The organism is Leptospira neocaledonica (assembly GCF_002812205.1).
Taxonomy (GTDB): Bacteria; Spirochaetota; Leptospiria; order Leptospirales; family Leptospiraceae; genus Leptospira_B; species Leptospira_B neocaledonica.
Genome location: NZ_NPEA01000002.1, coordinates 481,049 through 501,070, shown reverse-complemented (window position 1 = coordinate 501,070; position 20,022 = coordinate 481,049). Strand labels below are relative to the sequence as shown.

At 40.1% G+C, this 20,022-nt stretch carries 22 protein-coding genes; 11 read left to right on the top strand and 11 right to left on the bottom strand.

All coding sequences use genetic code 11. The features are described from left to right. Positions 1 to 337: 337 nt before the first annotated feature. Together CH365_RS04820 and CH365_RS04815 are read left to right on the top strand one after the other, a co-directional pair. Positions 338 to 904 (top strand): RNA polymerase sigma factor, encoded by a 567-nt coding sequence (locus CH365_RS04820; protein WP_100767452.1) that lies wholly within the window; start codon positions 338 to 340, stop codon positions 902 to 904. 12 nt (positions 905 to 916) lie between these two features. After that, positions 917 to 1,495, top strand: coding sequence for an ATP-dependent Clp protease proteolytic subunit (locus CH365_RS04815; RefSeq protein ID WP_100767451.1), 579 nt, complete (start codon positions 917 to 919; stop codon positions 1,493 to 1,495). A gap of 11 nt (positions 1,496 to 1,506) precedes the next feature. Here CH365_RS04815 and CH365_RS04810 read toward each other — a convergent pair whose 3' ends face one another. The 3 genes from CH365_RS04810 to CH365_RS04795 form a co-directional block, all read right to left on the bottom strand. Beyond that, positions 1,507 to 2,118 (bottom strand): GNAT family N-acetyltransferase, encoded by a 612-nt coding sequence (locus tag CH365_RS04810; RefSeq protein ID WP_100767450.1) that lies wholly within the window; start codon positions 2,116 to 2,118, stop codon positions 1,507 to 1,509. Between the two features lie 32 nt (positions 2,119 to 2,150). After that, entirely contained in the window at positions 2,151 to 3,050 is a 900-nt protein-coding gene (locus tag CH365_RS04805; RefSeq protein ID WP_100767449.1) for a hypothetical protein, read from the bottom strand. Between the two features lie 666 nt (positions 3,051 to 3,716). After that, complete coding sequence (locus tag CH365_RS04795) at positions 3,717 to 5,057, bottom strand: glucose-6-phosphate isomerase (RefSeq protein WP_100767486.1); 1,341 nt, start codon at positions 5,055 to 5,057, stop codon at positions 3,717 to 3,719. 135 nt (positions 5,058 to 5,192) lie between these two features. On the opposite strand from CH365_RS04795, the gene galK reads away from it, so the two are divergent. The 3 genes from galK (at position 5,193) to CH365_RS04780 (ending at position 7,558) form a co-directional block, all read left to right on the top strand. Next, positions 5,193 to 6,356: a galactokinase gene (gene galK / locus CH365_RS04790; RefSeq protein WP_100767447.1), complete on the top strand. Its 1,164-nt coding sequence runs from the start codon at positions 5,193 to 5,195 to the stop codon at positions 6,354 to 6,356. Between the two features lie 151 nt (positions 6,357 to 6,507). Beyond that, a complete protein-coding gene (locus CH365_RS04785; protein WP_100767446.1) occupies positions 6,508 to 6,927 on the top strand; it encodes an STAS domain-containing protein in 420 nt (139 codons plus the stop codon). A 10-nt stretch (positions 6,928 to 6,937) separates the two neighbouring features. Further along, a complete protein-coding gene (locus tag CH365_RS04780; protein ID WP_100767445.1) occupies positions 6,938 to 7,558 on the top strand; it encodes a uracil-DNA glycosylase family protein in 621 nt (206 codons plus the stop codon). On the opposite strand, the gene CH365_RS04775 is transcribed toward CH365_RS04780, so the two are convergent. The 5 genes from CH365_RS04775 to CH365_RS04755 all read right to left on the bottom strand — a co-directional run bounded on the left by CH365_RS04775 (position 7,548) and on the right by CH365_RS04755 (position 12,403). Beyond that, on the bottom strand, positions 7,548 to 8,306 hold the full coding sequence (locus CH365_RS04775) for a helix-turn-helix domain-containing protein (protein ID WP_100767444.1): 759 nt from the start codon (positions 8,304 to 8,306) through the stop codon (positions 7,548 to 7,550). The genes CH365_RS04780 and CH365_RS04775 overlap by 11 nt on opposite strands. Continuing rightward, positions 8,299 to 8,580, bottom strand: a complete 282-nt coding sequence (locus CH365_RS04770; protein WP_100767443.1) for a helix-hairpin-helix domain-containing protein — start codon at positions 8,578 to 8,580, stop codon at positions 8,299 to 8,301. The genes CH365_RS04775 and CH365_RS04770 overlap by 8 nt, the downstream gene beginning before the upstream one ends. A 74-nt stretch (positions 8,581 to 8,654) precedes the next feature. After that, complete coding sequence (locus tag CH365_RS04765) at positions 8,655 to 9,230, bottom strand: hemerythrin domain-containing protein (protein WP_100767442.1); 576 nt, start codon at positions 9,228 to 9,230, stop codon at positions 8,655 to 8,657. A gap of 211 nt (positions 9,231 to 9,441) precedes the next feature. Next, the gene (locus CH365_RS04760; RefSeq protein ID WP_100767441.1) at positions 9,442 to 11,355 is read right to left on the bottom strand and encodes a B12-binding domain-containing radical SAM protein; all 1,914 of its coding nucleotides are present in this window, start codon (positions 11,353 to 11,355) and stop codon (positions 9,442 to 9,444) included. Between the two features lie 133 nt (positions 11,356 to 11,488). Next, positions 11,489 to 12,403: a hypothetical protein gene (locus CH365_RS04755; RefSeq protein ID WP_100767440.1), complete on the bottom strand. Its 915-nt coding sequence runs from the start codon at positions 12,401 to 12,403 to the stop codon at positions 11,489 to 11,491. A 372-nt stretch (positions 12,404 to 12,775) separates the two neighbouring features. Between CH365_RS04755 and CH365_RS19875 the strand changes: the two genes are divergently transcribed. Continuing rightward, positions 12,776 to 14,398 (top strand): hypothetical protein, encoded by a 1,623-nt coding sequence (locus CH365_RS19875; protein ID WP_125226292.1) that lies wholly within the window; start codon positions 12,776 to 12,778, stop codon positions 14,396 to 14,398. A 111-nt stretch (positions 14,399 to 14,509) separates the two neighbouring features. Here the strand turns inward: CH365_RS19875 and lep are convergent, their stop codons facing one another. Further along, the gene (gene lep / locus CH365_RS04740; protein WP_100767437.1) at positions 14,510 to 14,878 is read right to left on the bottom strand and encodes a LipL41-expression chaperone Lep; all 369 of its coding nucleotides are present in this window, start codon (positions 14,876 to 14,878) and stop codon (positions 14,510 to 14,512) included. Next, on the bottom strand, positions 14,862 to 15,926 hold the full coding sequence (locus CH365_RS04735; RefSeq protein ID WP_100767436.1) for a lipoprotein LipL41: 1,065 nt from the start codon (positions 15,924 to 15,926) through the stop codon (positions 14,862 to 14,864). The genes lep and CH365_RS04735 overlap by 17 nt, the downstream gene beginning before the upstream one ends. 276 nt (positions 15,927 to 16,202) lie before the next feature. Between CH365_RS04735 and nadA the strand changes: the two genes are divergently transcribed. Genes nadA through CH365_RS04720 form a run of 3 tightly spaced genes read left to right on the top strand, consistent with a single transcriptional unit; the run spans position 16,203 to position 18,125 of the window. After that, a complete protein-coding gene (nadA, locus tag CH365_RS04730) occupies positions 16,203 to 17,174 on the top strand; it encodes a quinolinate synthase NadA (protein ID WP_100767435.1) in 972 nt (323 codons plus the stop codon). A 4-nt stretch (positions 17,175 to 17,178) separates the two neighbouring features. After that, positions 17,179 to 17,661 carry a 2-C-methyl-D-erythritol 2,4-cyclodiphosphate synthase gene (gene ispF / locus CH365_RS04725; protein WP_100767434.1) on the top strand — a complete coding sequence of 161 codons (483 nt, stop codon included), beginning with the start codon at positions 17,179 to 17,181 and terminating at the stop codon, positions 17,659 to 17,661. Continuing rightward, a complete protein-coding gene (locus CH365_RS04720; RefSeq protein ID WP_100767433.1) occupies positions 17,634 to 18,125 on the top strand; it encodes a hypothetical protein in 492 nt (163 codons plus the stop codon). Before ispF ends, CH365_RS04720 begins: the two co-directional genes overlap by 28 nt. On the opposite strand, the gene CH365_RS04715 is transcribed toward CH365_RS04720, so the two are convergent. Continuing rightward, a complete protein-coding gene (locus tag CH365_RS04715; protein WP_100767432.1) occupies positions 18,122 to 18,553 on the bottom strand; it encodes a GNAT family N-acetyltransferase in 432 nt (143 codons plus the stop codon). The genes CH365_RS04720 and CH365_RS04715 overlap by 4 nt on opposite strands. Before the next feature lie 94 nt (positions 18,554 to 18,647). Here CH365_RS04715 and CH365_RS04710 point away from each other — a divergent pair, with 94 nt between their 5' ends. Both CH365_RS04710 and CH365_RS04705 read left to right on the top strand, forming a co-directional pair. Next, positions 18,648 to 18,995 carry a DoxX family protein gene (locus tag CH365_RS04710; RefSeq protein WP_100767485.1) on the top strand — a complete coding sequence of 116 codons (348 nt, stop codon included), beginning with the start codon at positions 18,648 to 18,650 and terminating at the stop codon, positions 18,993 to 18,995. Between the two features lie 157 nt (positions 18,996 to 19,152). Then, complete coding sequence (locus CH365_RS04705) at positions 19,153 to 20,013, top strand: tetratricopeptide repeat protein (RefSeq protein WP_208861157.1); 861 nt, start codon at positions 19,153 to 19,155, stop codon at positions 20,011 to 20,013. Positions 20,014 to 20,022 lie beyond the last annotated feature (9 nt).

Below are 20,022 nucleotides of genomic sequence, written 5' to 3'. Positions count from 1 at the left end.
AACTTAAGAACAAACGAAAAACATAGAACTACTAATAGCGACAGGGATCGGAGCGGAAATCCGGCGATGCACCATTATAAGCAAAAAAGTTTTAAATTAAAAAATTTATTATGGTGCTTCGCTGATTGAAGCGAAGAGCCCGGTCCTGACAAAGTCAGGAGTCGCCCCCTCCCTATGTTGGAATTCCAACACGATATTGATTTCCCATGTAGGAACTCCAACATCGCGGTCCACAGCGCAATTCCGCGCAATCTAGACCGAGGTCAAGAGTCCCGAAAATGCAAAAATAGTTTAGATCCGTACACCCCAAAATGCAAACTGGGACCCTCTAACAGATATGCGCGATTTTAAAGTACTAGTCACAGAAGCTTCCAAAGGAGAAGAACCGGCTTGGACGGAGTTAATGACCCGTTTCGAAAAATACGTAAGTAGCCAAGCCATCAAACGGATCCGGGACCAATCCAAGGCGGAGGATCTGAGCCAAGAAGTATTTTTAGAAGCTTGGAAAGTTCTCCCAACGCTTCGACAGCCGGAGGCGTTTCCATTCTTGCTCAGAAGGTTGGTATTAAAACATTCGGATCGTATCTTAAGAAAAAAAGATCTGCTCGGAACAGAATTAAATCCTGAGATCACCAGAGCTGCTCCTCGCTCGGGAGATAGTTGGAGAACTGAAGTTTTAGATGCGTTAGATGAACTTCCTAACGAAGAGAAACAACTTTTGAACCTAAGATATTTCGGCGAAATGAGCTATGAAGAGATCACCGAAAAAACAGGGATCCCTATCGGTAATTTGAAAAACCGTTTGAGAAGAAGTAGAGAGTTATTACGCAGACAACTTTTGAATAAATCGGACAGAAAAGATTGGTTGGAAGTCCTACATGGACCTATGGCAATCGCTTCCTGATTGGAGAATAGAATGACTGATACTTTAGTAGAACCGATCCAATTTCCGGGACTCCGTATGGAGGACAACCAACTCAAAGAAAGAAAAATTTTTCTTTGGGGCCAGGTAGATGATTCTTCTGCAAAATACGTTGTGGAACGTCTATTATATCTTTCTAATCAAGATCCGGAAAAAGACATTACTCTTGTGATTAATAGTCCTGGAGGTGCAAACACTTCCGGTATGTCCATTTTGGACACTATGGATCTGATTCCTAATGACATAAGTACTGTTTGTATGGGCTTGGCTGCAAGTTTCGGAGCGTTACTCCTTCTTTCCGGGACAAAAGGTAAAAGATTCGCATTCCCTCATAGTAGGATCATGCTACACCAGCCTCATGTTCCTGGAACTTATCAGGCAAAGGCTACGGACATTGGTATTTTTGCGTCGATGATAGAAAGGGATAAAAAAGAAATCAATCGTATTGTTTCCGAAAGAACAGGACAACCCTTGGAAGTTGTAGAAAGAGATACGGACAGAGATCTTTGGCTCACTCCTTCAGAAGCACAAATATATGGTGTGATCGACGGAGTCCTGGAGAACTGGAAATAGATTAAGTTTATCTAAACTTGAGGCTTTCCTAGTTTAAATAAAAGATTTCCTCTTACTGTGGGCCATTCTTCTTTTGTAATACTGTAAACCGCGGTATCTCTCAGGGTGCCGTTTTTACTGATACGATGATTTCTAAGTATTCCGTCCAGTTTTGCCCCTAATCTTTCAATTGCCTTTCTGGATGTAAAATTCATAATATGAGTTCTGAATTCCACTGCTATACATCCTAAGGTTTCGAAGGCATGTTCCAATAGTAAAAGTTTACATTCCGTATTCACAAAAGTTTTTTGGACAGATTTGGGATACCATGTGGCTCCGATCTCGAGCCTTCGGGCATCCTTTTCTATATTCAAATATCTTGTAGTACCTAAAAGTTTCGAATCTTCCTTTCTGATTACTGCAAAAGGAAGAGAAAGTCCTGCCTCTTGTTCCTCTAATGCTTTTTGGATCCAGGCCTTCATTCCTTCCGGTTCCGGAATATTCGTGTACCAAAGTTTCCAGAGTTCTCCGTCCTGAAGTGCTTCGGTCAATACATCCGCATGTTCCAAACCGAGAGGAACCAGTTCCACACGATCTCCGGAAAGACGGATTGGTTTAGGAGGATAATAAGTAGAAGAAATCATGTTTATAATACAAGGAGGATCGTTAGTCGTATTTATAATTTCAAATAGCCTGACAAACACCAAGCGCAGACTTCTTCCGTAAATGGAAGGTCTTTTGCTTTTGCCACCACATCCGGCGGAATAGTATGGAAGAAGATCCGATCATCCACAGTTCTTCCGCAGATCTTGCAGACTGAGATTTTCCAAGGAGAAATGGTTTCTCCATCCTTCTCCGCCTGGGAATGGGATCGAAAAGGTCTTATATCTTCGTCGTTTTCCAACTTGGTCCTAAGAGAAAGATATTCTCCATTAAAACCGATCTCTAATCGGAAAACATGCTCACCTTCTGCAGTATCGAATCTAAGAAGGTTCGGATCCAATCCTATTTCCTTAAATTGTAATATAGCTAATGCGATCCCTATCTCTCTTCCTTCTTCATCAAAAGGATAATCTTCAAAGTATTCGGAAAGATCATGGTAAGACTTAGCTCTGGAAAGATATTCTGTTAGCGCTTCTTCTGCTTCAGAAGTGATCGGAGCTAAATTTGCGATCTCTAAAGAAACTCCCGAACCGGAATGGCGGATCGTGGTCCTAATGATAGAACCTTCTTCTTTTAATCTATTTCTCAATTTTAACGGGTCTGAGAAATCCCAATTGGTTTCGAATTCGGCTTCTCTTTCGGTGAATGATTCCGAGCTAAGAGGATCCCAGCCCTTCTCTATATAGTAGGAATTCCTACAATTCTCTTTAAAGGCCATTTCTAATAGAGAATAAATGAGAGAAAGAGAAGGAGGAAGAATATCCGTCTTTTGGTAATATTCCAAACAGAACCGGAGATAATTCTCCACATTGGATTTATAATATTGGGAAAGTACCACTCCGTGAAGGACGATCTTTTTTCCGAGTTCCATCCCTCGGATCAAACGTTCCTTTTTGGCTAATTCTATTTCCATCCGCTTACGGAGTTCTGGCTCCCCGCAAAAGTATCGGGAGATCGGGGTCTCTGTCTGCCTTTTTTTATAGATCTCTGATTGAAAAAGAAACCGGTCCCCGGTGAGGACCAAAGCCCAAAACCTGGGACCGGCTAAATTGGTGCTATATTGGATGGGAAAATATTACGATGTGATCTCCGAAAATTCTATTTTGAGCGCAAAGCTAGGCGCAGCTTAGTTGAAAGCGGAGTACGGCTAGGGCCAAACTATAACTTTCAAACCTTAGATTAGGAGATAGAAGGTGGAGGAATATTCAGCAGATGCTGAGATAATAATTTATTGTGTTGAAATTGAAACCTATCCTGGCGGGAAGGATTTGAATTATAGAGACCTGGAGTGTTTATTTCAGAAGCTAAAAAATCTCCCCAAACCGTTTCCGAAGGATCGGTGGTTTCAGCGAGATCGCTTAATTCTTCTATATCGGTCTCTTGTCCGATGATTGTTTGTGATTGGTCGGACTTCTTCCCGGGATAAGGGCTGTTGGACGGTCCGGAATGGAGAAAAAATAATAGAGTAAATAAGGCTAAGGAAGCCGAAACGAACCTTAGTTTTTTTCCTCTTAGGACCATACTAATCTAATCCGAAACCTGAATGAATCTCTGTCAAGCTTTTAGAGATTCTTTTTACTTAGACTCCTTTTTTACGAAGGGATTCTCTTAAATTTTCAAAACCTGGTTTTCCGAGTAATGCGAACATATTTTTCTTATACGCTTCCACTCCAGGCTGATCGAACGGGTTTACACCCAGTACATTCCCTGAAATCCCGCAGGCTAATTCAAAAAAATACATCGTTTGCCCTAGGCTATTCGGTCCTGTGTCCGGAAACAAAATCTCCAAACAAGGTATTCCGCCTTCCGAATGTGCTACTAAAGTGCCAAGGAACGCCTGCAAGTTCACCTCTTCCAAGTTCTTAGAAGCTAAAAAATTCAGACCATCCAAATCGTCCCCATCCTGGGGAACCAAAACCTTTGCTCCGGTGTTTTTGGAATAAAGTACTGTCTCGAAAATATTACGCTCCCCTTCTTGCAAATATTGCCCAAGAGAATGCAGATCTGTAGTCAGTTCCACAGAAGCAGGAAAAATACCCTTACCTTGTTTGCCCTCGCTTTCTCCAAACAATTGTTTCCACCATTCGGTTAAGGTACGGATAGAAGGATTATAATTTGCGATAACTTCTATTTTCTTTCCGGATCTATAAAATAAATTTCTGTAAGCTGAATAAATACAGGCAGGGTTTTTATGCGAAGAAGTTTCCGAAATCAAAAAGTCTGCGGCTTCCGAAAACCCTTTACAAAAAGAAAATATATCTACTCCAGCAGCAGCAATCGGAAAAAGTCCTACAGGCGTTAAGACGGAATATCTTCCGCCTACATTATCCGGAATGGAGAAGGTAGTAAATCCCAACTCTTCGGACATTTTGCGTAATGCACCTTTGGAGCCGTCCGTGGTTGCTACTATTCTATCTTTCGCTTTTGCCCCGTATTTTTTTTTGGCCAGATCCCAAAGCAAACGAAATGCCAAAGCAGGTTCTGTAGTAGTTCCCGACTTGGAAACCACATTGATCGAAAATTCCTTATTCTCTAAATATTCTAAAAGTTCGGAATGATAGCGTGCATCTAAATGATGTCCCGCATAAACGATCTCAGGTGATCCCAAACTTGGAGTTTTGAAATAAGGTTTAGAAGCTTCGATGACTGCCTTGGCTCCTAGATAAGAACCTCCGATCCCGATCACAACAATCGTCTCGGATTGTTTTCTAAATCGTTGTGCTTCAGAATGAATTTTTTCTAATTCTGATTGTTGGATCTCTTGGGGAAGTTTGACCCAGCCTAAAAATTCGGAGCCGGGAGATTTTCCGGACAAAAGATTTTGTAATGCTGTGCCCGACTCTTTTAATAAGAGTTCGAAAACTTTCGGATCTGCAAACTCCGATGCAAATCTATCGTTTATTTCTAAAGAAAAGGCCATCGGCATTCCTCAAAATCGGACATCCGAGACAAATTACTTATGTTAATTGGAATAGCAAGGAAAAACGAAATAATTCACTGTTCTAATTTTCCAAAATCCCTTGTAAGTATTTAGTCTTAGATTTTATTTTCCAGAATGACTCTTTCTATCCGAGAGAATCTTTCCTCTTCTCTGTCCCGGATTTTTCCGGATACTCCGGACTCAGGTCCCATTCATTTTTTCTCCGCCCCGGGTAGGGTAAATATCATAGGTGAGCATGTGGACTACGCGGGGGGTCTGGTATTTCCTGCGGCAATCGATTTCAGAACGAACTTTGTTATTCGAACAAACGGACTTGGAACTTTCAGATTATACTCTTTAGATTTCCAATCCGAATTTGTAACAAACGATTTAATCTACTCCGAGGAAAAATCTTGGGCAAATTATATTTTAGGGGTCGTCTCGGAAGCTCGCAAATTAGGTTTAAGGGTAGAAGGTTTTGACCTCGCCTTTACAGGGAATATCCCCCAAGGAGCCGGACTTTCTTCTTCCGCGGCGGTAGAGGTTGGAACCGCATTTGCACTTTCTAAAATTTTCCATTGGGACATCAGTCTTGAAAAGATCGCTCTACTCGCACAAGCGGCGGAGAATCATTTTGTAGGAGTCAACTGCGGGATCATGGATCAGTTCGTGATCGCTGTGGCTAAACCTTCTACTTGTATTTCACTCAATACTGAAAGTCTAGAATATTCTTATCATAATTTGGATCTTCCAGGTTACGAATTCTATCTAATCGATTCTCAGGTCCCACATAGTCTGAAAGAAAGTGAGTATAATAACAGAAGAAAAGAAGTGGAATCTGCGACTTCAAAATGTAATAAACTTTCTCCGGAAGTCCGGACCTTAAGCCAGGCAAACTTCTCACTGATAGAAAAAGCAAACCTGACCCAATCCGAATTTAAAAGGGCCACTCATATTTTAGGAGAAAAATCCAGGGCTCAAAACGTTATCCGCTTCTTAAAAGATAAAGATGCGGAGAAGGTCGGAAAAGAATTATTCTCTTGCCATGAGTCTCTCTCCCAAAACTTCCAAGTCTCCTGCAAAGAAATTGATTTTATCGTAGAGTGGTTCCATTCCGCAAATGTATTAGGTGCCAGAATGATTGGAGGAGGTTTCGGAGGTTGTGTTCTAGTCCTGGACAAAGAAGGCAGATCTTCTTCTTTATTCTCCGAATTCGAAAAGGAATATTTCAGGAAATTCGGACTAAATGCAAAGATCTATAAATTTTCTATCTCGGAAGGTGTAAGAGAGGATTCTTAATGACCCTTTAAGAGATAAGTCTTTTCGAACTAGAAGCAGGGACAATATATTCTTCTCAATTAAGAGTATGGAAAAAACGGGATAAAATCCTTGCAGAAACCGCTAGTACTTCGATAGTCTTCGCATTCGGTAAAAATAAGCGACTTCAACTATGGCAGATACTCCTTGGAACCTGGACAGTAAAGATTTCGATCATGATGCACCCGAGTTGGGCGTATTTCTGGATCAGGATAATATTCCGGATGGTCTTCCCAAGGAAGCAGTGGTTGTAAAAATTTCCGGCGAGATCAATTTGTATTCCGCTCAGATCATGAAAGAAAGATTCTTTCATCTACTCGATCGAGGATTCATTTATCTTCTAGTGAATATGGAAAATGTGAAGTATATAGATTCTTCTGGACTGGGAGTTTTTATGGCGACACATTCTAGACTAGTCAAGAGTGGCAAGGGTGGAATCGCAGTCTTCTCCCCTTCCTCTCAAGTGAACAAAATTTTAGAACTTACCAAATTAAAAAGTCTAATCCGAGTAGGAAGCACTTCCAAAGAGGCTTGGAAACTTTTAGCGCCTTGACCCGTTGGCGATGAACGATTCCCAAAAATTCAAAAAACATATAGAGACATTACTTCATTGCAGACTTTGTCCGGACATGGTGGGCAATCCTGTGCAAGGAGGAATTCCCGGCGCAAAAATTATGAGCATAGGCCAGGCTCCCGGTATCCACGAAGAAAAATTCGGAAGGCCATTCGCTTACACTGCAGGCAAAACTTTATTCAAATGGTTTTTTTCCATTGGAATAGAAGAAGAAATCTACAGATCTAAAGTAAATATGGCTGCAGTTTGTAGATGTTTTCCTGGCAAAGCAAAGAGCGGGGATAGAAAACCAAATCCTTCCGAAGTAGAAAATTGTTCCAGGTATATTCGTTTCGAAGTGGAATTCAATCAACCTGAACTCATCATTCCGATAGGCAAACTCGCGATCGATCAATTGGTGGAGAATAAAAAGTATAAACTGGATGATGTTATCGGTAAAAAGTTTAAGAAAAACTTTTACGGAGTGGACCTGGACTGGATCCCTTTGCCTCATCCATCCGGACTAAATGTTTGGAATCATTCCCCGGAAGCCAAGATACTAATCGCGAAATCCTTGGATTTGATCCGAAAACATCCTGCAATCAAAAGAGAATTCTTTTCTAAAAATTGAAACCTAAGCTGGAACTAACATTCTGACGAAACCATTGTTTTGGACTAATGCCGGTCTTCTTTTTAAATTCGCGGATAAAGTGTGCCTGGTCATAATAACCTGCTTCTAAAGCGAGTTCGGTCAGACTCAAAGAAGAATTATAAAATTTGAATATATTTCTAAAACGTACAAGCCCGGCAAATTCCTTTGGACTTAAACCCACTCTTGATTTAAAACCTCTTTCCAAACTGCTTTGACTTACCCCCAAATCGGAAGCCAAGTTTTTGATCCCTATCTCCCCGAGTGAAGATTTGATTCTAAGAACAGCCTCCGGCAGGAATTTTTCCTTTTCTTCCTTTATGGGAAGAAGGAGCCGAAACTTTTCCAAAGCCTGGGCGGCTTCCTCCTCTTTCCAATCAGCTTCTTCGCAATCTGCAATCAATCCGGAGATCATCTCTTTGGAAAATAGATCTTCTAATGAAACACTTGAATCGCTGATTTGGTCCATTGGAACGGAGATCATTCTGGAAAGTAGTAAAGGAGAAATATAAACTAAAAGTGATTTTGTATTTTTTTCAGAGAAAAATGTTCTGGGACCTCTTAAGATCCCAGTAAGCCCAGCCTTGGAAAGAGTTTTGGGCCCTCTTCCGGAAATTAAGGAAATCCTTCCCTTAGTTTGGACTCCAATTACACATTCCTCTCCAGGAAGAATCGTATACGTTTCGGGAGATTCTTTGTGGCTCCAAGAAATTCGGATCAAATCAGACAAGCTGTTTGTCCTTCCAGAACCACCATTTCATTTTTTCGGGTTCAGGATCGGAAGTTGCGGAAACATAAACTGCACAACGAAATACGTACAACATACAAGGATCTACTCGAGTGCCTTGGTATTCGCAGATTTTTTCGTATAATTTTTCCGGATCTAGTTTTGCAAGTTCCGCTTTGCTACGAACGCCCAGATTCCAAAGATCTTCTGCAATTACTTTACCCACACCGGGAAGAGTGCGAAATTCTTTTAATACCTCTGATTTATCCGACTTCATCGAGAAGAATCATACAGGACGTCCGCCCAAAAATCAAGTGACTTACTCGGTTTATAACTAACCAATACCGTGGTTCAAGAATAAGTTTTTAACATTTCCTCGAATCTATTTTTAATTGGGGTCGGAACATTTGGGATCAAATACTTGGCCCAAATTTTAAACTCATCTCCACCCAAAGAGCTCATGATCTCTTTTTGATGATCGTCCAATTCCTGATCTGAAAAGTATAAATGTAATCTGACTTGAGTTTCCTCTTCTTCTCTACTCATATGAGAAAAGTAATCCGTTTGAAAACGAATTAGTTTTGTATAAAATTCCTCGGAGTGAATATTTGCCTGCTCTACTTCTTCTTTGATCCGATCTAAAAGTGACTCTAGCTCTTCTATTTTTTCCTCTAGATATTTATGTTCTTCTTTGTCTTTGAGAGAAGCTTGTGGATCCTTTTCTTCCAGATGTTTAAGACTGACAGCTTCTTCATCTCTTGCATGTATTTTTAACATTTGGAAGACTTCTTTTCCTAATTCGAAAAGTTGGAACACTTCTTTAGAGTCGGAATATTCAGTCTTACTTGATTCTTGTACTAATTTTGAGATCCCGTAACGGATAGCCTTATGAGGGAAATCGTATACTTTCTTACGGCTGTTTTGCATTTCATTCTCCGATAATGCAGAAATGCTAAGCGCAAATCGAAGAGAAAAATTGTATAAAATCGTCAGAAGGTGATTTTTTATAACAGGAGATCAGTTTTTTGGAGAATGAAAAAACAGAGCCTCTAGAATGATCGTGACCGTAAACGGAAGTATAAATATATTGCGAAGATGGGCCCAGTCGGATGGAGTTCGATTCTACTTTATCAGAATATCATTTCTCAGAATAACCTAAAACTTCCCAGCACCAACGCTTTTCTAAAACTCTGTCGGCAAAGGTTACAGATTCGGGGTCTGCATTTTCTTTTAGGATTTTCCAAGCCGAGCCGTTTTCATTTTTAGAAATGATCCTTGCCCCTGGAAATTCTCCTCCAAGTTCTTCGGACTTTCGTACTGCTTCTTCCCATTCCATTTCCTGGAAAACAGGGATATATTCTCTGATCTCGGAAATCCATTCTAATGGAAAAGAAATCCCTTGAGGAAGGACGAGAACAATCCTATGGAGCATATTTTCTCCTCTATGAGCGAGTGTTCTAGAAAGATAAGATGCCGGGACCTTGGAAAATTCTTCCATAATCTCAGTAATCAATTCAGGATCAAAAGTAGATCTAGGATATAATACCAGATCAGTGACAGCAAAAGGATCTTTGTTAAATCTATAATTCAATCTATCAAAGAATTCTTTTTTAGATTTTTCTAAATTATCTCCTCTCCACCAAATGGAAACATGTCTGGCACCCGAAAGTGAAAAATCCTCTAAGGCAAACTTTTCGGACAATCCTGGAGAAAAGGAAAATATATCGGAAACTGAAGGATCTGGGTCTGACAAAAGACTACGAGGAGTTTCATCCAATCTTCTATCCAATCTGTCTTCTGAGCGGAACAATGTGGAGCTCAATGCTTCCGGGCTAAAATTAGGAGTTCGAATCACTCTATAAGGTGGTTTAGGAAGATATACCAATCCTTCGGACTCTGCATCCTTTCTCATTGCAGTTCCAGGCAGAATGGATAATGGAAATACCTGGACCCATTCTCCTAATCCATGCCCATAAAAAAATTCTATCCCTTCCATCACATCGTCAGGGGTATCTCCGGGAAGCCCGATGATTAAATCCAATAAGAGTTCGATCCCTCGATCAGCCAACATTCTGGCTGCCTCAGCTACTTTTTCAGGACTTCCAAAACGTTTTACACGTTTTAAGGTTTCCTTATTAATGGACTGCATTCCGAGTTCTATTCGATTAAAACCGGCTAACGCTAGTTTGTCTGCGATCTTTTCAGTAATTCCTTCAGATCTCAATTCTCCGAACATTGTCATCGCTCTGTCCGAGTTTACATCTATGATCGCATCTAAAAATTCTTCGAAGCCTGGTCTATGATTGAATGTAGGATCTAAAAATACTAACTCTTTGGCTCCTTTATCTTTCAAACTGGAAAGAAGTTTGATCGTCTCAGGTATATCTAAAGTTCTTAATACGTTACTACTCTTAGGATAAAAACAATAAGTGCATTGGGATCTACATCCTCTTACGGTTTCCAGATATGTGGATCTTGCCGGATCCACAGGCACAAATCCTTGTAGATAAGGAGAAGGATAACTCGTAAGTGGAAAGGAAGCATTCTCTTCTCTGGAAAACATTCCCATTTTTCCATCCAGTTCTCTGACTGCTATATTGGGTAATTTCCTAGGATCTTCCTTTTTAAGAAGAGTTTCCATAAGAGCAAAAAATGTATGCTCCGCTTCACCGGAGACTGCAATATCGTAACCTGTTTCGGAGAGAACGAAAGGATTATCCGGATTTACTTCCGGTCCGCCGATTAAAATTTTAGTGGATGGAGATCTACGTTTTACTTCTTTAGCGAGATGAAGACTTCTTTCCGTATTCCAAAGATAAAGTGAGAAGCCCAAAAATTCAGGCTCATCTTTTGCGATACGGTCCGCAAGTTGGCTATCTCCTTCTTTATCTGTGATATCAGGATCTAGAACTTCTAATTCTAAGCCTTTTTTTTCCAGGCCATTCTCCCGGGCAGAAACAGCCAAACATCCAGCTGCCAAGGGAACATTCCCCGTAGCGGCAAAGGCCGTAGGAGGAGGAACAGGTAGTTGAACCAGTTTTAGTTTTGCCATGGAAGGAGCCTTCACTACTAAACTTTAGAGTTCTCCGGTTTCTACAATCCGGAAAAAGGCGGCAATTAAGGAATCCAATCGTTTTAACATTAGTCTTCCTTAATTGAAAATTGAGTTTCGGGCTTATTTCTGATTATTGAACTTTACAAGTATAGTTCTGGCCTCTTACTGAAATGCCTAGAGAACGAATGGAAACCTCATCTCCTTTTTTCTCGATGCTCACTCCTGTCCCCTTATTGTCTGGATGAAACAATAAGATCCTATTTGCAGAACGCAAATATCTATACTTTGTTACGAAAATCTCATCACTATAAGGAGAGATACTTTCAGTGCTTACTTCCATTTCATTCTTTACAATTTTCAGTTTAACAGATTTATACCCTTGGATACCGTAAATTGCGAGACCTTCTTCTTTCGGAAGGCGTTCAACCGAAAGAATATCCTCTTCACCTAATGTGGTAATTTTCACAATACCACCGTTCATTGTCGAGACGTCTTCTTTTCCACTCTTCTTTATCTTCGATATTACATTGCCATTAACAGAATATTTTATATCACCGAACACGCTATTGGGAGCTATAAAGCCATCATTTTCTATTATGAGTTCGGCAGTTGATGGAAACGGGTTCATAAATTTAAGGCCGTGCTCTTTATAGAAAAATTTCTCTTTATCTTTTCTTATGGTGTAGCCGTAATTTCCGTCACATTCAATCGAAACTTTTTCCTTTTTATCCAAATCAAAAAGAGACGAAACGTTTATTGAGAAATTACCGTTGATATCCAAAAATAAACCATTCCCAAGATCCAAACCTGGTCCCGCATAATCATACGCGGAAACAGTTTGCCCAGATCGATGATAATTCCTAAAGACATTTGCTCTTAATGGAATAAAATAATCGATTGCTGCTTTAGGTTGAAAAGGTTTAGGCTTATAACTATTTTTCTCAGAAATGGGAATTTGATCTTCTTTTATCGGCTGCAAACTAACACACGATACTAAATAGAAAAAAAGGGATCCAAAAGAAATGGTAAGAACTTTCTTAAACATATGATTCCAGCATGTATAACGCTTCAATTTTTACAATTAGATTTCTCGAATATATTCCTTAATCCTCACCTGGCTAGTTTCAGGTTTTAGCACGAATCTTAACATCAAGGCTTGTACACTATAAAAGAAAAGCAGACGTCATCCAACCGTTTTTAGGGTTGTTTTTTCATACTCAGTTCTCGCCGGATCACAGGCTCGTACGGAATAAACTCAGATTATATTTTAAAAAATGAATAAAACTACCTATTCGAGCGATATACAAAGTTTCTAATCTATGATTATATGTGTTCCCTATTTGTCATTTTTAAGAATTAATAATTTATTTCCTCTGAATTGATCAGATCTGCATTAACTAAAGCTAAAGGAGCATTTATGCGTTCACGTATTATCAGTGCAGTTTTATTGGTACTATTTCTTTCACCCATTATTGGGAATTGTATTCCTCACGAACATCATGGAGAGAATGAAGTTTCTTTTCTTTCCGGGCTTTTGTCCTCGGCTAAAAATTTGAGTTCTGCCCCTACCAATTCCGTAAGCGCTCAAACTGTGATATCGGGCATGTACACACAATCGAATTGGGCTTGGTGCCATAAATGTAACGGGCTTTTTTATTATGGACTGGAACAACCTAATAGTATCTGTCCAAGAGATGGTCTGCCTCATGAAGCGATACCGAGTGGAATCTATTACCTTCCGTTTCTTACTAGCGGGCAACCCGTTCCATCCGGCTACCAAGACCACTGGCATTGGTGTAAAAATTGCCAAGCCATTTGGTTCGATTATCCCGGATCAGCAAATGTTTGTCCAAACGGAGGAACACATAATGCTACAGGAAGCGGTTCCTATGCTCTAGGTTTTAATGCAACTCCTAACTCACAACAGGGATGGAGATGGTGTAATCAATGTGGAGTTCTTCATTTTGGGCCTAATGTTTCTCAAAGTATGTGTCCTGCAACTCACGGAAATCATAGTACTGCGGGAAGTGGGGAATACTATATTAATATCGAACCCGATATAATGACTCAAATTAATCAGGTGGAATTGGCTCTTTCAGTTGAGACAGGAACTAGTAATGGAGGAATTTCTGCCGCAGGACAGATTTTAGCTCAGTCCATTTATCCGCCGCCGTCAAACCCAATACCTTATTATAATAATAATGCAAGTGTCCAAGCCGTGAAGATCGCAAATGCACCGGATCGTGGGCTTAGTTATATAGCATACTCGAGAGGAAATATTATTCGTTTTGGTACTGCTCCACGGAGTCAAATTGCTCCACTAAATTTTGTCAAAACAGATTTACCCGCGAGTAATATTACCTTTTCCACACTTTCTTCTTTTGGATTCGTTTATTTTAAAGGGAATTTTTATCTAAACTACGTGAGTAGTTCCAGTTCCGTAGGCAGCCAGTATATTTATAAAAGTAGCGATTGTATAAATTGGACTTATGTAGGTGGATATGGCGGAGCAGGAATTTATAATTATTCTTTGTCGGCAGTAGTAACGGGCGCTGGATCAGCTTCGGAAAAAATCTGGCTTTCTTATGCAGCTCCTATAACTTTTCCAGGTGTTACGATCCAAACAAGTACCGATGGCTCTACTTGGAATACGAGTAATTACTATTATAATGGCGCATACGCGGATTCTGCCCAGCTTGCCGCACTATCGAATGGAGAAACGATCCTCGCCTTTTCGCGAGGAGGTGTCGGCGTTGTTCCTATACAATATGTAACATCTGTAGGCGGGGTTTTTCCGAATAACACTGCTAGCACATTTCCACTTAGCCCTAGCTCAAATACCTTTCGAGAAATTGATATTGTAAGTACTGGAACCAATGCAGATGTATTCCTAACCTACATCGATTCTGGCTCCAATAGCACTGCATATCTGAGACGGTATAATTTGCAAACCGGAACACAATTACAATCTACCACTTACACGGCACCTTCAGGTGGAGTTTTTCAGAAACCTTCGGTAAATTTAATGCCAAGATTTTAAGAACTGAATTGGCCCCGATACTATCGGGGCCTTATTTTATCTCAAAGATGCCGGAACAATATTATTGGTTAGAATATTCTCTTAAATAAGTTAAACAGAAAGTAAAAACCTTTAACCTTCGGTCTCTGCTCTTTTCGGAGCCAATTTTTTACATTCCTGCAGATCGCCAAACTTCTCCTTGGAGAGCTCACATTGTACTTGGAGTAAACTTTTATTCTCCACACAACTTCTGATGATGGCTTCACTGGTCTCAGGTTTTAGCACGGATCTTAACATCAATGCTTGTACACCTTTTTCCATCGTTTCATCGTTCGCGATCAGTTTGGAAATATGGATCTGAGCATCCGAACATTCTTCCAAATTCGGTTTCGTTCTGCTACAATCTGACAAGAAAAATACGCTACATAAAAGAAAAGCGGACGTTAGCCCGCTTTTCTCGAAACCGAAAGAAAGTTTAACTTTCTTATTTTTCAGTGTCATCAACGGCAGCAGCCGCTTCTACACGTTTACGAAGTTCTCTCACGTAGTTCTTGTCAGCTCCACTGAGTTTCATCGCCTCTTCGTAAAGTTTAATAGCTTTTTCGAAGTCTCCGGCTTGGAAATAGTAAGTTCCTAGGTTTGCTTTCGCTCCCCAAGACTTTCCACCAGCTTTTTTATCAGCTTTGTCCCAGTTCTCTTTCGCTTTTTTGAAGCTAGGAGTTTCTCCTGTGATTTCTTGGTAACCGTCGTCAAGATATCCCGCAACTTCAGGATCTTCGTCTTTCTTGAATACTTTGATAGCTTCGGTTTTAACTTTTGGAGAAAGTCTGTCTTTGATGTAAAGAGCAGCTTCATCTAAAGCTTTTCCGAAAGAGTCAAGAACGGAAGGGCAATCCATGTTACCAACTCCTGCATCAACTTTTGCAGGGTTAGAAACTACAGCCTTTTTAACTTCTCCAGTTTCTACTTTGATCAAAGTAGCATCTAGAGGAATAAGCATATAACGGATACCGGTTTGTTTGCTGATAGGTTGGTTTCCGGTATCAACTTGTTTTCCAGTTGCGATAGAAGCGATTGCTCCACCAACTTTCAACGCAGCCGCGCCGTAATCTACCATCATCTCGCTTCCGCACTCGGTGTATGGTTTTTGATAACCGATATGAAGAATAGCCTCAGCACCTAATTGGTTTCCGAGTTTCACACGGCTTTTAGTAATTCCGGTAAGAGTTAAAGAAGCCTCGTTGATAGAGTCAGCTCTTTTGCTCAGGTCGATCAGCTTGTAATAAGTTTCTTTGTCGAAAGCTTCAAAAACTTTAGAAGGCATTTGATCGATAAAGCTGGAACCTGCTCCGAAAACGGTTTCCCAAAGGCTTTTTTGGGGTTTTTCGACTGCTAAACCCACATTGCGGATAGAGCCTAGGAATTTTTGAAGTTGGCGTCCCTCTTTCGATTTAGGAAAAACAGGGTATTCGACGTCCACTGTTGCATCGCAATTAGAGAGCAAGAATGCCATAGCTCCCGCGAGGAGCAGAGCAGAAATTTTTTTCATTGGGTTAATACCAATCCTTTATGGATGATTTTTAGGAATAACTTCGTATTTGTCCCGGGATTTCTTTTTCTGTCAATTTATTTTAAGATACGGTCGAGAAGACGCAAAAATCTCGAGGTTGGCAGAATCCGCTTCATGTTTTGGGCGCTAAACGGATTATAAACACTTGCAAAACCTAGTTCTTTCGGCAATTTTACATTTAGGTTGCCAGACTCCGAAGTATAGGAGTCGAAATTAAAAAAGAGATAGAACCGCCTAAATTGGCCGGGGGAGCCCATGAAAACCATAGAGGATATTCGAAAATCCCTGGAATCCACTTACATGGAACATGAGATAGAGGAAAAACTTCCTCTCATCCAGGAGATCAACCGTCTCAAAAAAGAAAAAAACGCAGTACTTTTAGGACATAATTATATGACTCCGGATGTTTTTCACGGAGTTTCTGACATACTTGGAGATTCACTTTATCTAAGTAAGGCCGCCGCAGAAACGGATGCTGACATTATACTTTTTAACGGAGTTCATTTTATGGCGGAGACTGCAAAGCTTATGTCTCCGGAGAAGAAGGTACTCATCGCCGATCTAAAAGCAGGTTGTTCTCTCGCAGAAAGTATCACTAGAGAAGATGTTAAAAAACTAAAAAGCCAATATCCTGGAGTCCCGGTAGTCACTTACGTAAACTGCACTGCAGAAGTTAAAGCAGAGACTGATATTTGTTGTACTTCTGCAAACGCAGTACAGATCGTAAATTCTTTGGATAGCGATACGGTTATCTTTCTTCCTGATGAATACCTTGCGGGAAATGTGCAAAAACAAACGAACAAAAAGATCATCTCTTTTCCTGGGCGTTGTATGGTGCATGAGATGTACACCGCAGAGGATATACTTTCCGTCAGAAAACAATGGCCTGGAGTCACAGTCATCTCTCACCCTGAATGTAACACAGACGTGGTAGAAGTTTCCGATTTCGCAGGATCCACTTCCCAAATGTCCAAATACATTCGCGATTCAGGTGCGAAGGATGTATTCTTGGTTACGGAATGTTCTATGGGAGATAATCTCAGATCTGAGTTCCCGGACAGACAATTTGTTTCTTCTTGCAGAACATGCCCACACATGAAACGAATTACATTAGAAAAAATTAAAGATGCACTTCTATACGAACAATTCGAGATCAAGTTGGATCCTGAAATCGTAGAAAAAGGAAGAATGGCAGTCCAAAGAATGCTGGAAGTGAGTTACAAGTAACTTAATGTACAGAATAGGACAAGGACTAGACTTCCATAGACTGGAAACTAACGAGGCTCGTCCACTCATCCTGGGCGGAGCAATCATCGATTCAGAATATGCATTGATCGGCCATTCGGATGCAGATATCGTAATACATGCATTAGCTGACGCGATTTTGGGGGCCTTGGGGCTCGGGGATATAGGGCAATATTTTCCGGATACGGATACTTCTCTCAAGAACATGGATTCCAAATTGATTTTGCAAAAAACTTTAGATCTTGCGAAAGAGAGAAGTTTCAGTATAGTAAATATCGACTGCACTCTGATCGGAGAAAGACCTAAAATTTCTCCTCATAGAATTAAGATACAATCTTCACTTTCTAATCTATTAGGACTTCCCGAAGATTGTATTTCAGTGAAAGCGACTACTACCGAAAAAATGGGAGCCTTAGGCAGAACCGAAGGATTGGGCGCAAGTTGCGTGGTACTTTTGCAGAAAAATTAAAACCTTCTCATAAAATCGCGATCAAATCGGCCGCAATTTTATTCACATTCATTACAATATTCTTATATATTCTAAAAAGACCATATCTTGAAACTTCTTCTTATCTATTAAGAAGAGAAGTATTGGACGAATTACCGCTTGGCAGTTCTAAACGAAGAGTAATGGATTATATCAAAAGAAAAAAACTGGATCTGGTAGGCTTTCATCAAGGGAAATTTCCCGATGATCCCGAATATGTTTCGGATATCATGGTATTCAACAAAAAAGGAACAGTCCAATCCAACGCATTCCATTGGATCCCGACTGAGAACAATTATACTGAAGTTGATCTAGGAATGTATGTAAATCTGAAAGAATTCAGATTTTGGAAAAAACCTTTTCCTTTAAGAGTGAGATTATATTTTTTATTTTCCAATCAACAACTAGTGCAGATCAGAGTAATCAAAAAATCGTCTCCCTTTTAGCGGAACTTCTCCATCAAGATCGCATCCTCTCCCGGACCGTAATAAGATTTTCTTCTTCCCGATTCTATAAAACCTAATTTAGAATATAAGGAAATAGCGGAAGAATTCAAATTAGAAACTTCTAAAATAACCTTTGGAAATAGATCGCAGAGAGTTTTTAGAATGGATTCTGCTTCTCCTTTTTTACGTTTTTCAGGTAAGATTCCTATTCGTAATAATTCCGAAAAATCAACGAGGTCCATATAAAATATATAACCTACATCTTCTTTAATCCAGGCGGGATGATTTTCGATATGGCTTTGGATGGAATAATTGGACCAGGAAGAATTTCCAAAAACTGTTTTTTCCATTTGGATCAGGATTTGCAAATCTTCAAGACCGACTAATCTCCAACCTTGGGGAAGATCGTTTTTTTTTCCGAGATCCAATCCATTTTCTCCTTGCGTGAGGCGGAATCATCCATACTAATTAACGGTCGCTTTGCGAAAGCAATTTTCGATCAAACTCGAGGAGAAAATTTTTATGCAAACAATCGGGAAATACGTATACGCTGTCCCGTTCCTACTTTTTGGGATCAATCATTTTGTAGCCGGAAGTCAAATGGCAGGAATGGTTCCTGTTCCAGGAGGAGTGATTTGGATCTATGTAACTGGAGCAGCCATGATCGCAGCTTCTGTCAGTATTTTTATAAATAAAAAAACCAAACTTGCTATGATCCTATTGGCAGTACTTTTAGGAATTTATATCGCTCTTCTACACTTGCCGGGAGCAATTAAAGGAGATATATCCTCTACTATCAATACGTTAAAAGACTTAGGTCTTTTGGGCGGAGCTTTGGTAATCGCTGGAATTTCCAGAGACAACGCTTAATTGAACAAGGGAGAAGGATTTATACCTTCTCCCTTCCCTTCTTAAATCTCCCATTTTTCCTTCTAAAAAAATTCCTTTTTCAGGATTTTCCGTGGACCATCCGTACACTTATCGGACATGGTATTTCAAATACGATTTCTTCCCGAGGTGAAATCAAATGAGGATCGCTGTCCTTCTCATTCTTCTTTTTGTATTTCTAATTTCAGATTGTAAGAACCTAAGTAAATTTTCCGGGAAAAATACAAAACCTCCTACAGTGGAGGATCTGGAAGCTTGGAAACGCCGCTTGGATATGGACGAATCCGAGATCATCGAATTAGAAAAGAAAATCCGGGAAATGGCTTCCAAGACCAGATCCACGGGTGCTCTCAGCTGGAAGATCGCGCAAGGATACATGAAGATCGGTGATTACGATCTAGCATCCAAATATTATAATAAAGCAATCCAGGAAGAAGGTTCCGGAAAGACAGAAGTAATCGGCGCCGATGTTCATTTTTTCGAATCTTCTCTTCCTTATTTTGACAAAGCACAACTCCTCATGCCTGTGGACCAACAGCTTCTTTTTGAGACCGCTTTGTCTTACGCAAACGCCTCCAAAGACAGGGGTTGGGAACCTAAAAGAAGACAGATCGCTATCGAAATTTTCCAATCTCTTTCCAGACAGGATACCAGAGATTCCAGATTTCCTTACCAACTGGCTTTAATTTATTTTGACTCCTCCATGGCGGATTCTTCTTGGGAAGGAATCAATGCAGGTTTCCAAGACCAAGAGAAGGCTTTTACTCTCCTGGATTCTATCCTAAAAAAAGAACCTCGTAATGTTCCCGTGTTATTTGCGAAAGGGAATTTTTTATACAGATTCGGCAAGGCACAAGAAGCAAAAGATATCTATTTACATTTAAAAAATACGATAGAGGGTCTTAAAAAAGACGGATTCATCAAAGAAGATCTGCAAGAAAATGAATCTTATAAAAACGTAATAGGTAATCTTAAAAAAATGGAATCCCCTGAGAATTAAAACAAAGAT

What these genes read in the sequence shown, in the direction of transcription:
- CH365_RS04820 (WP_100767452.1), top strand. Translation starts at nt 338, where the DNA reads ATGCGCGATTTTAAAGTACTAGTCACAGAAGCTTCCAAAGGAGAAGAA.
- CH365_RS04815 (WP_100767451.1), top strand. Translation starts at nt 917, where the DNA reads ATGACTGATACTTTAGTAGAACCGATCCAATTTCCGGGACTCCGTATG.
- CH365_RS04810 (WP_100767450.1), bottom strand. Translation starts at nt 2,118, where the DNA reads ATGATTTCTTCTACTTATTATCCTCCTAAACCAATCCGTCTTTCCGGA.
- CH365_RS04805 (WP_100767449.1), bottom strand. Translation starts at nt 3,050, where the DNA reads ATGGAAATAGAATTAGCCAAAAAGGAACGTTTGATCCGAGGGATGGAA.
- CH365_RS04795 (WP_100767486.1), bottom strand. Translation starts at nt 5,057, where the DNA reads ATGGCCTTTTCTTTAGAAATAAACGATAGATTTGCATCGGAGTTTGCA.
- galK (WP_100767447.1), top strand. Translation starts at nt 5,193, where the DNA reads ATGACTCTTTCTATCCGAGAGAATCTTTCCTCTTCTCTGTCCCGGATT.
- CH365_RS04785 (WP_100767446.1), top strand. Translation starts at nt 6,508, where the DNA reads ATGGCAGATACTCCTTGGAACCTGGACAGTAAAGATTTCGATCATGAT.
- CH365_RS04780 (WP_100767445.1), top strand. Translation starts at nt 6,938, where the DNA reads ATGAACGATTCCCAAAAATTCAAAAAACATATAGAGACATTACTTCAT.
- CH365_RS04770 (WP_100767443.1), bottom strand. Translation starts at nt 8,580, where the DNA reads ATGAAGTCGGATAAATCAGAGGTATTAAAAGAATTTCGCACTCTTCCC.
- CH365_RS04765 (WP_100767442.1), bottom strand. Translation starts at nt 9,230, where the DNA reads ATGCAAAACAGCCGTAAGAAAGTATACGATTTCCCTCATAAGGCTATC.
- CH365_RS04760 (WP_100767441.1), bottom strand. Translation starts at nt 11,355, where the DNA reads ATGGCAAAACTAAAACTGGTTCAACTACCTGTTCCTCCTCCTACGGCC.
- CH365_RS04755 (WP_100767440.1), bottom strand. Translation starts at nt 12,403, where the DNA reads ATGTTTAAGAAAGTTCTTACCATTTCTTTTGGATCCCTTTTTTTCTAT.
- CH365_RS19875 (WP_125226292.1), top strand. Translation starts at nt 12,776, where the DNA reads ATGCGTTCACGTATTATCAGTGCAGTTTTATTGGTACTATTTCTTTCA.
- lep (WP_100767437.1), bottom strand. Translation starts at nt 14,878, where the DNA reads ATGACACTGAAAAATAAGAAAGTTAAACTTTCTTTCGGTTTCGAGAAA.
- CH365_RS04735 (WP_100767436.1), bottom strand. Translation starts at nt 15,926, where the DNA reads ATGAAAAAAATTTCTGCTCTGCTCCTCGCGGGAGCTATGGCATTCTTG.
- nadA (WP_100767435.1), top strand. Translation starts at nt 16,203, where the DNA reads ATGAAAACCATAGAGGATATTCGAAAATCCCTGGAATCCACTTACATG.
- ispF (WP_100767434.1), top strand. Translation starts at nt 17,179, where the DNA reads ATGTACAGAATAGGACAAGGACTAGACTTCCATAGACTGGAAACTAAC.
- CH365_RS04710 (WP_100767485.1), top strand. Translation starts at nt 18,648, where the DNA reads ATGCAAACAATCGGGAAATACGTATACGCTGTCCCGTTCCTACTTTTT.
- CH365_RS04705 (WP_208861157.1), top strand. Translation starts at nt 19,153, where the DNA reads ATGAGGATCGCTGTCCTTCTCATTCTTCTTTTTGTATTTCTAATTTCA.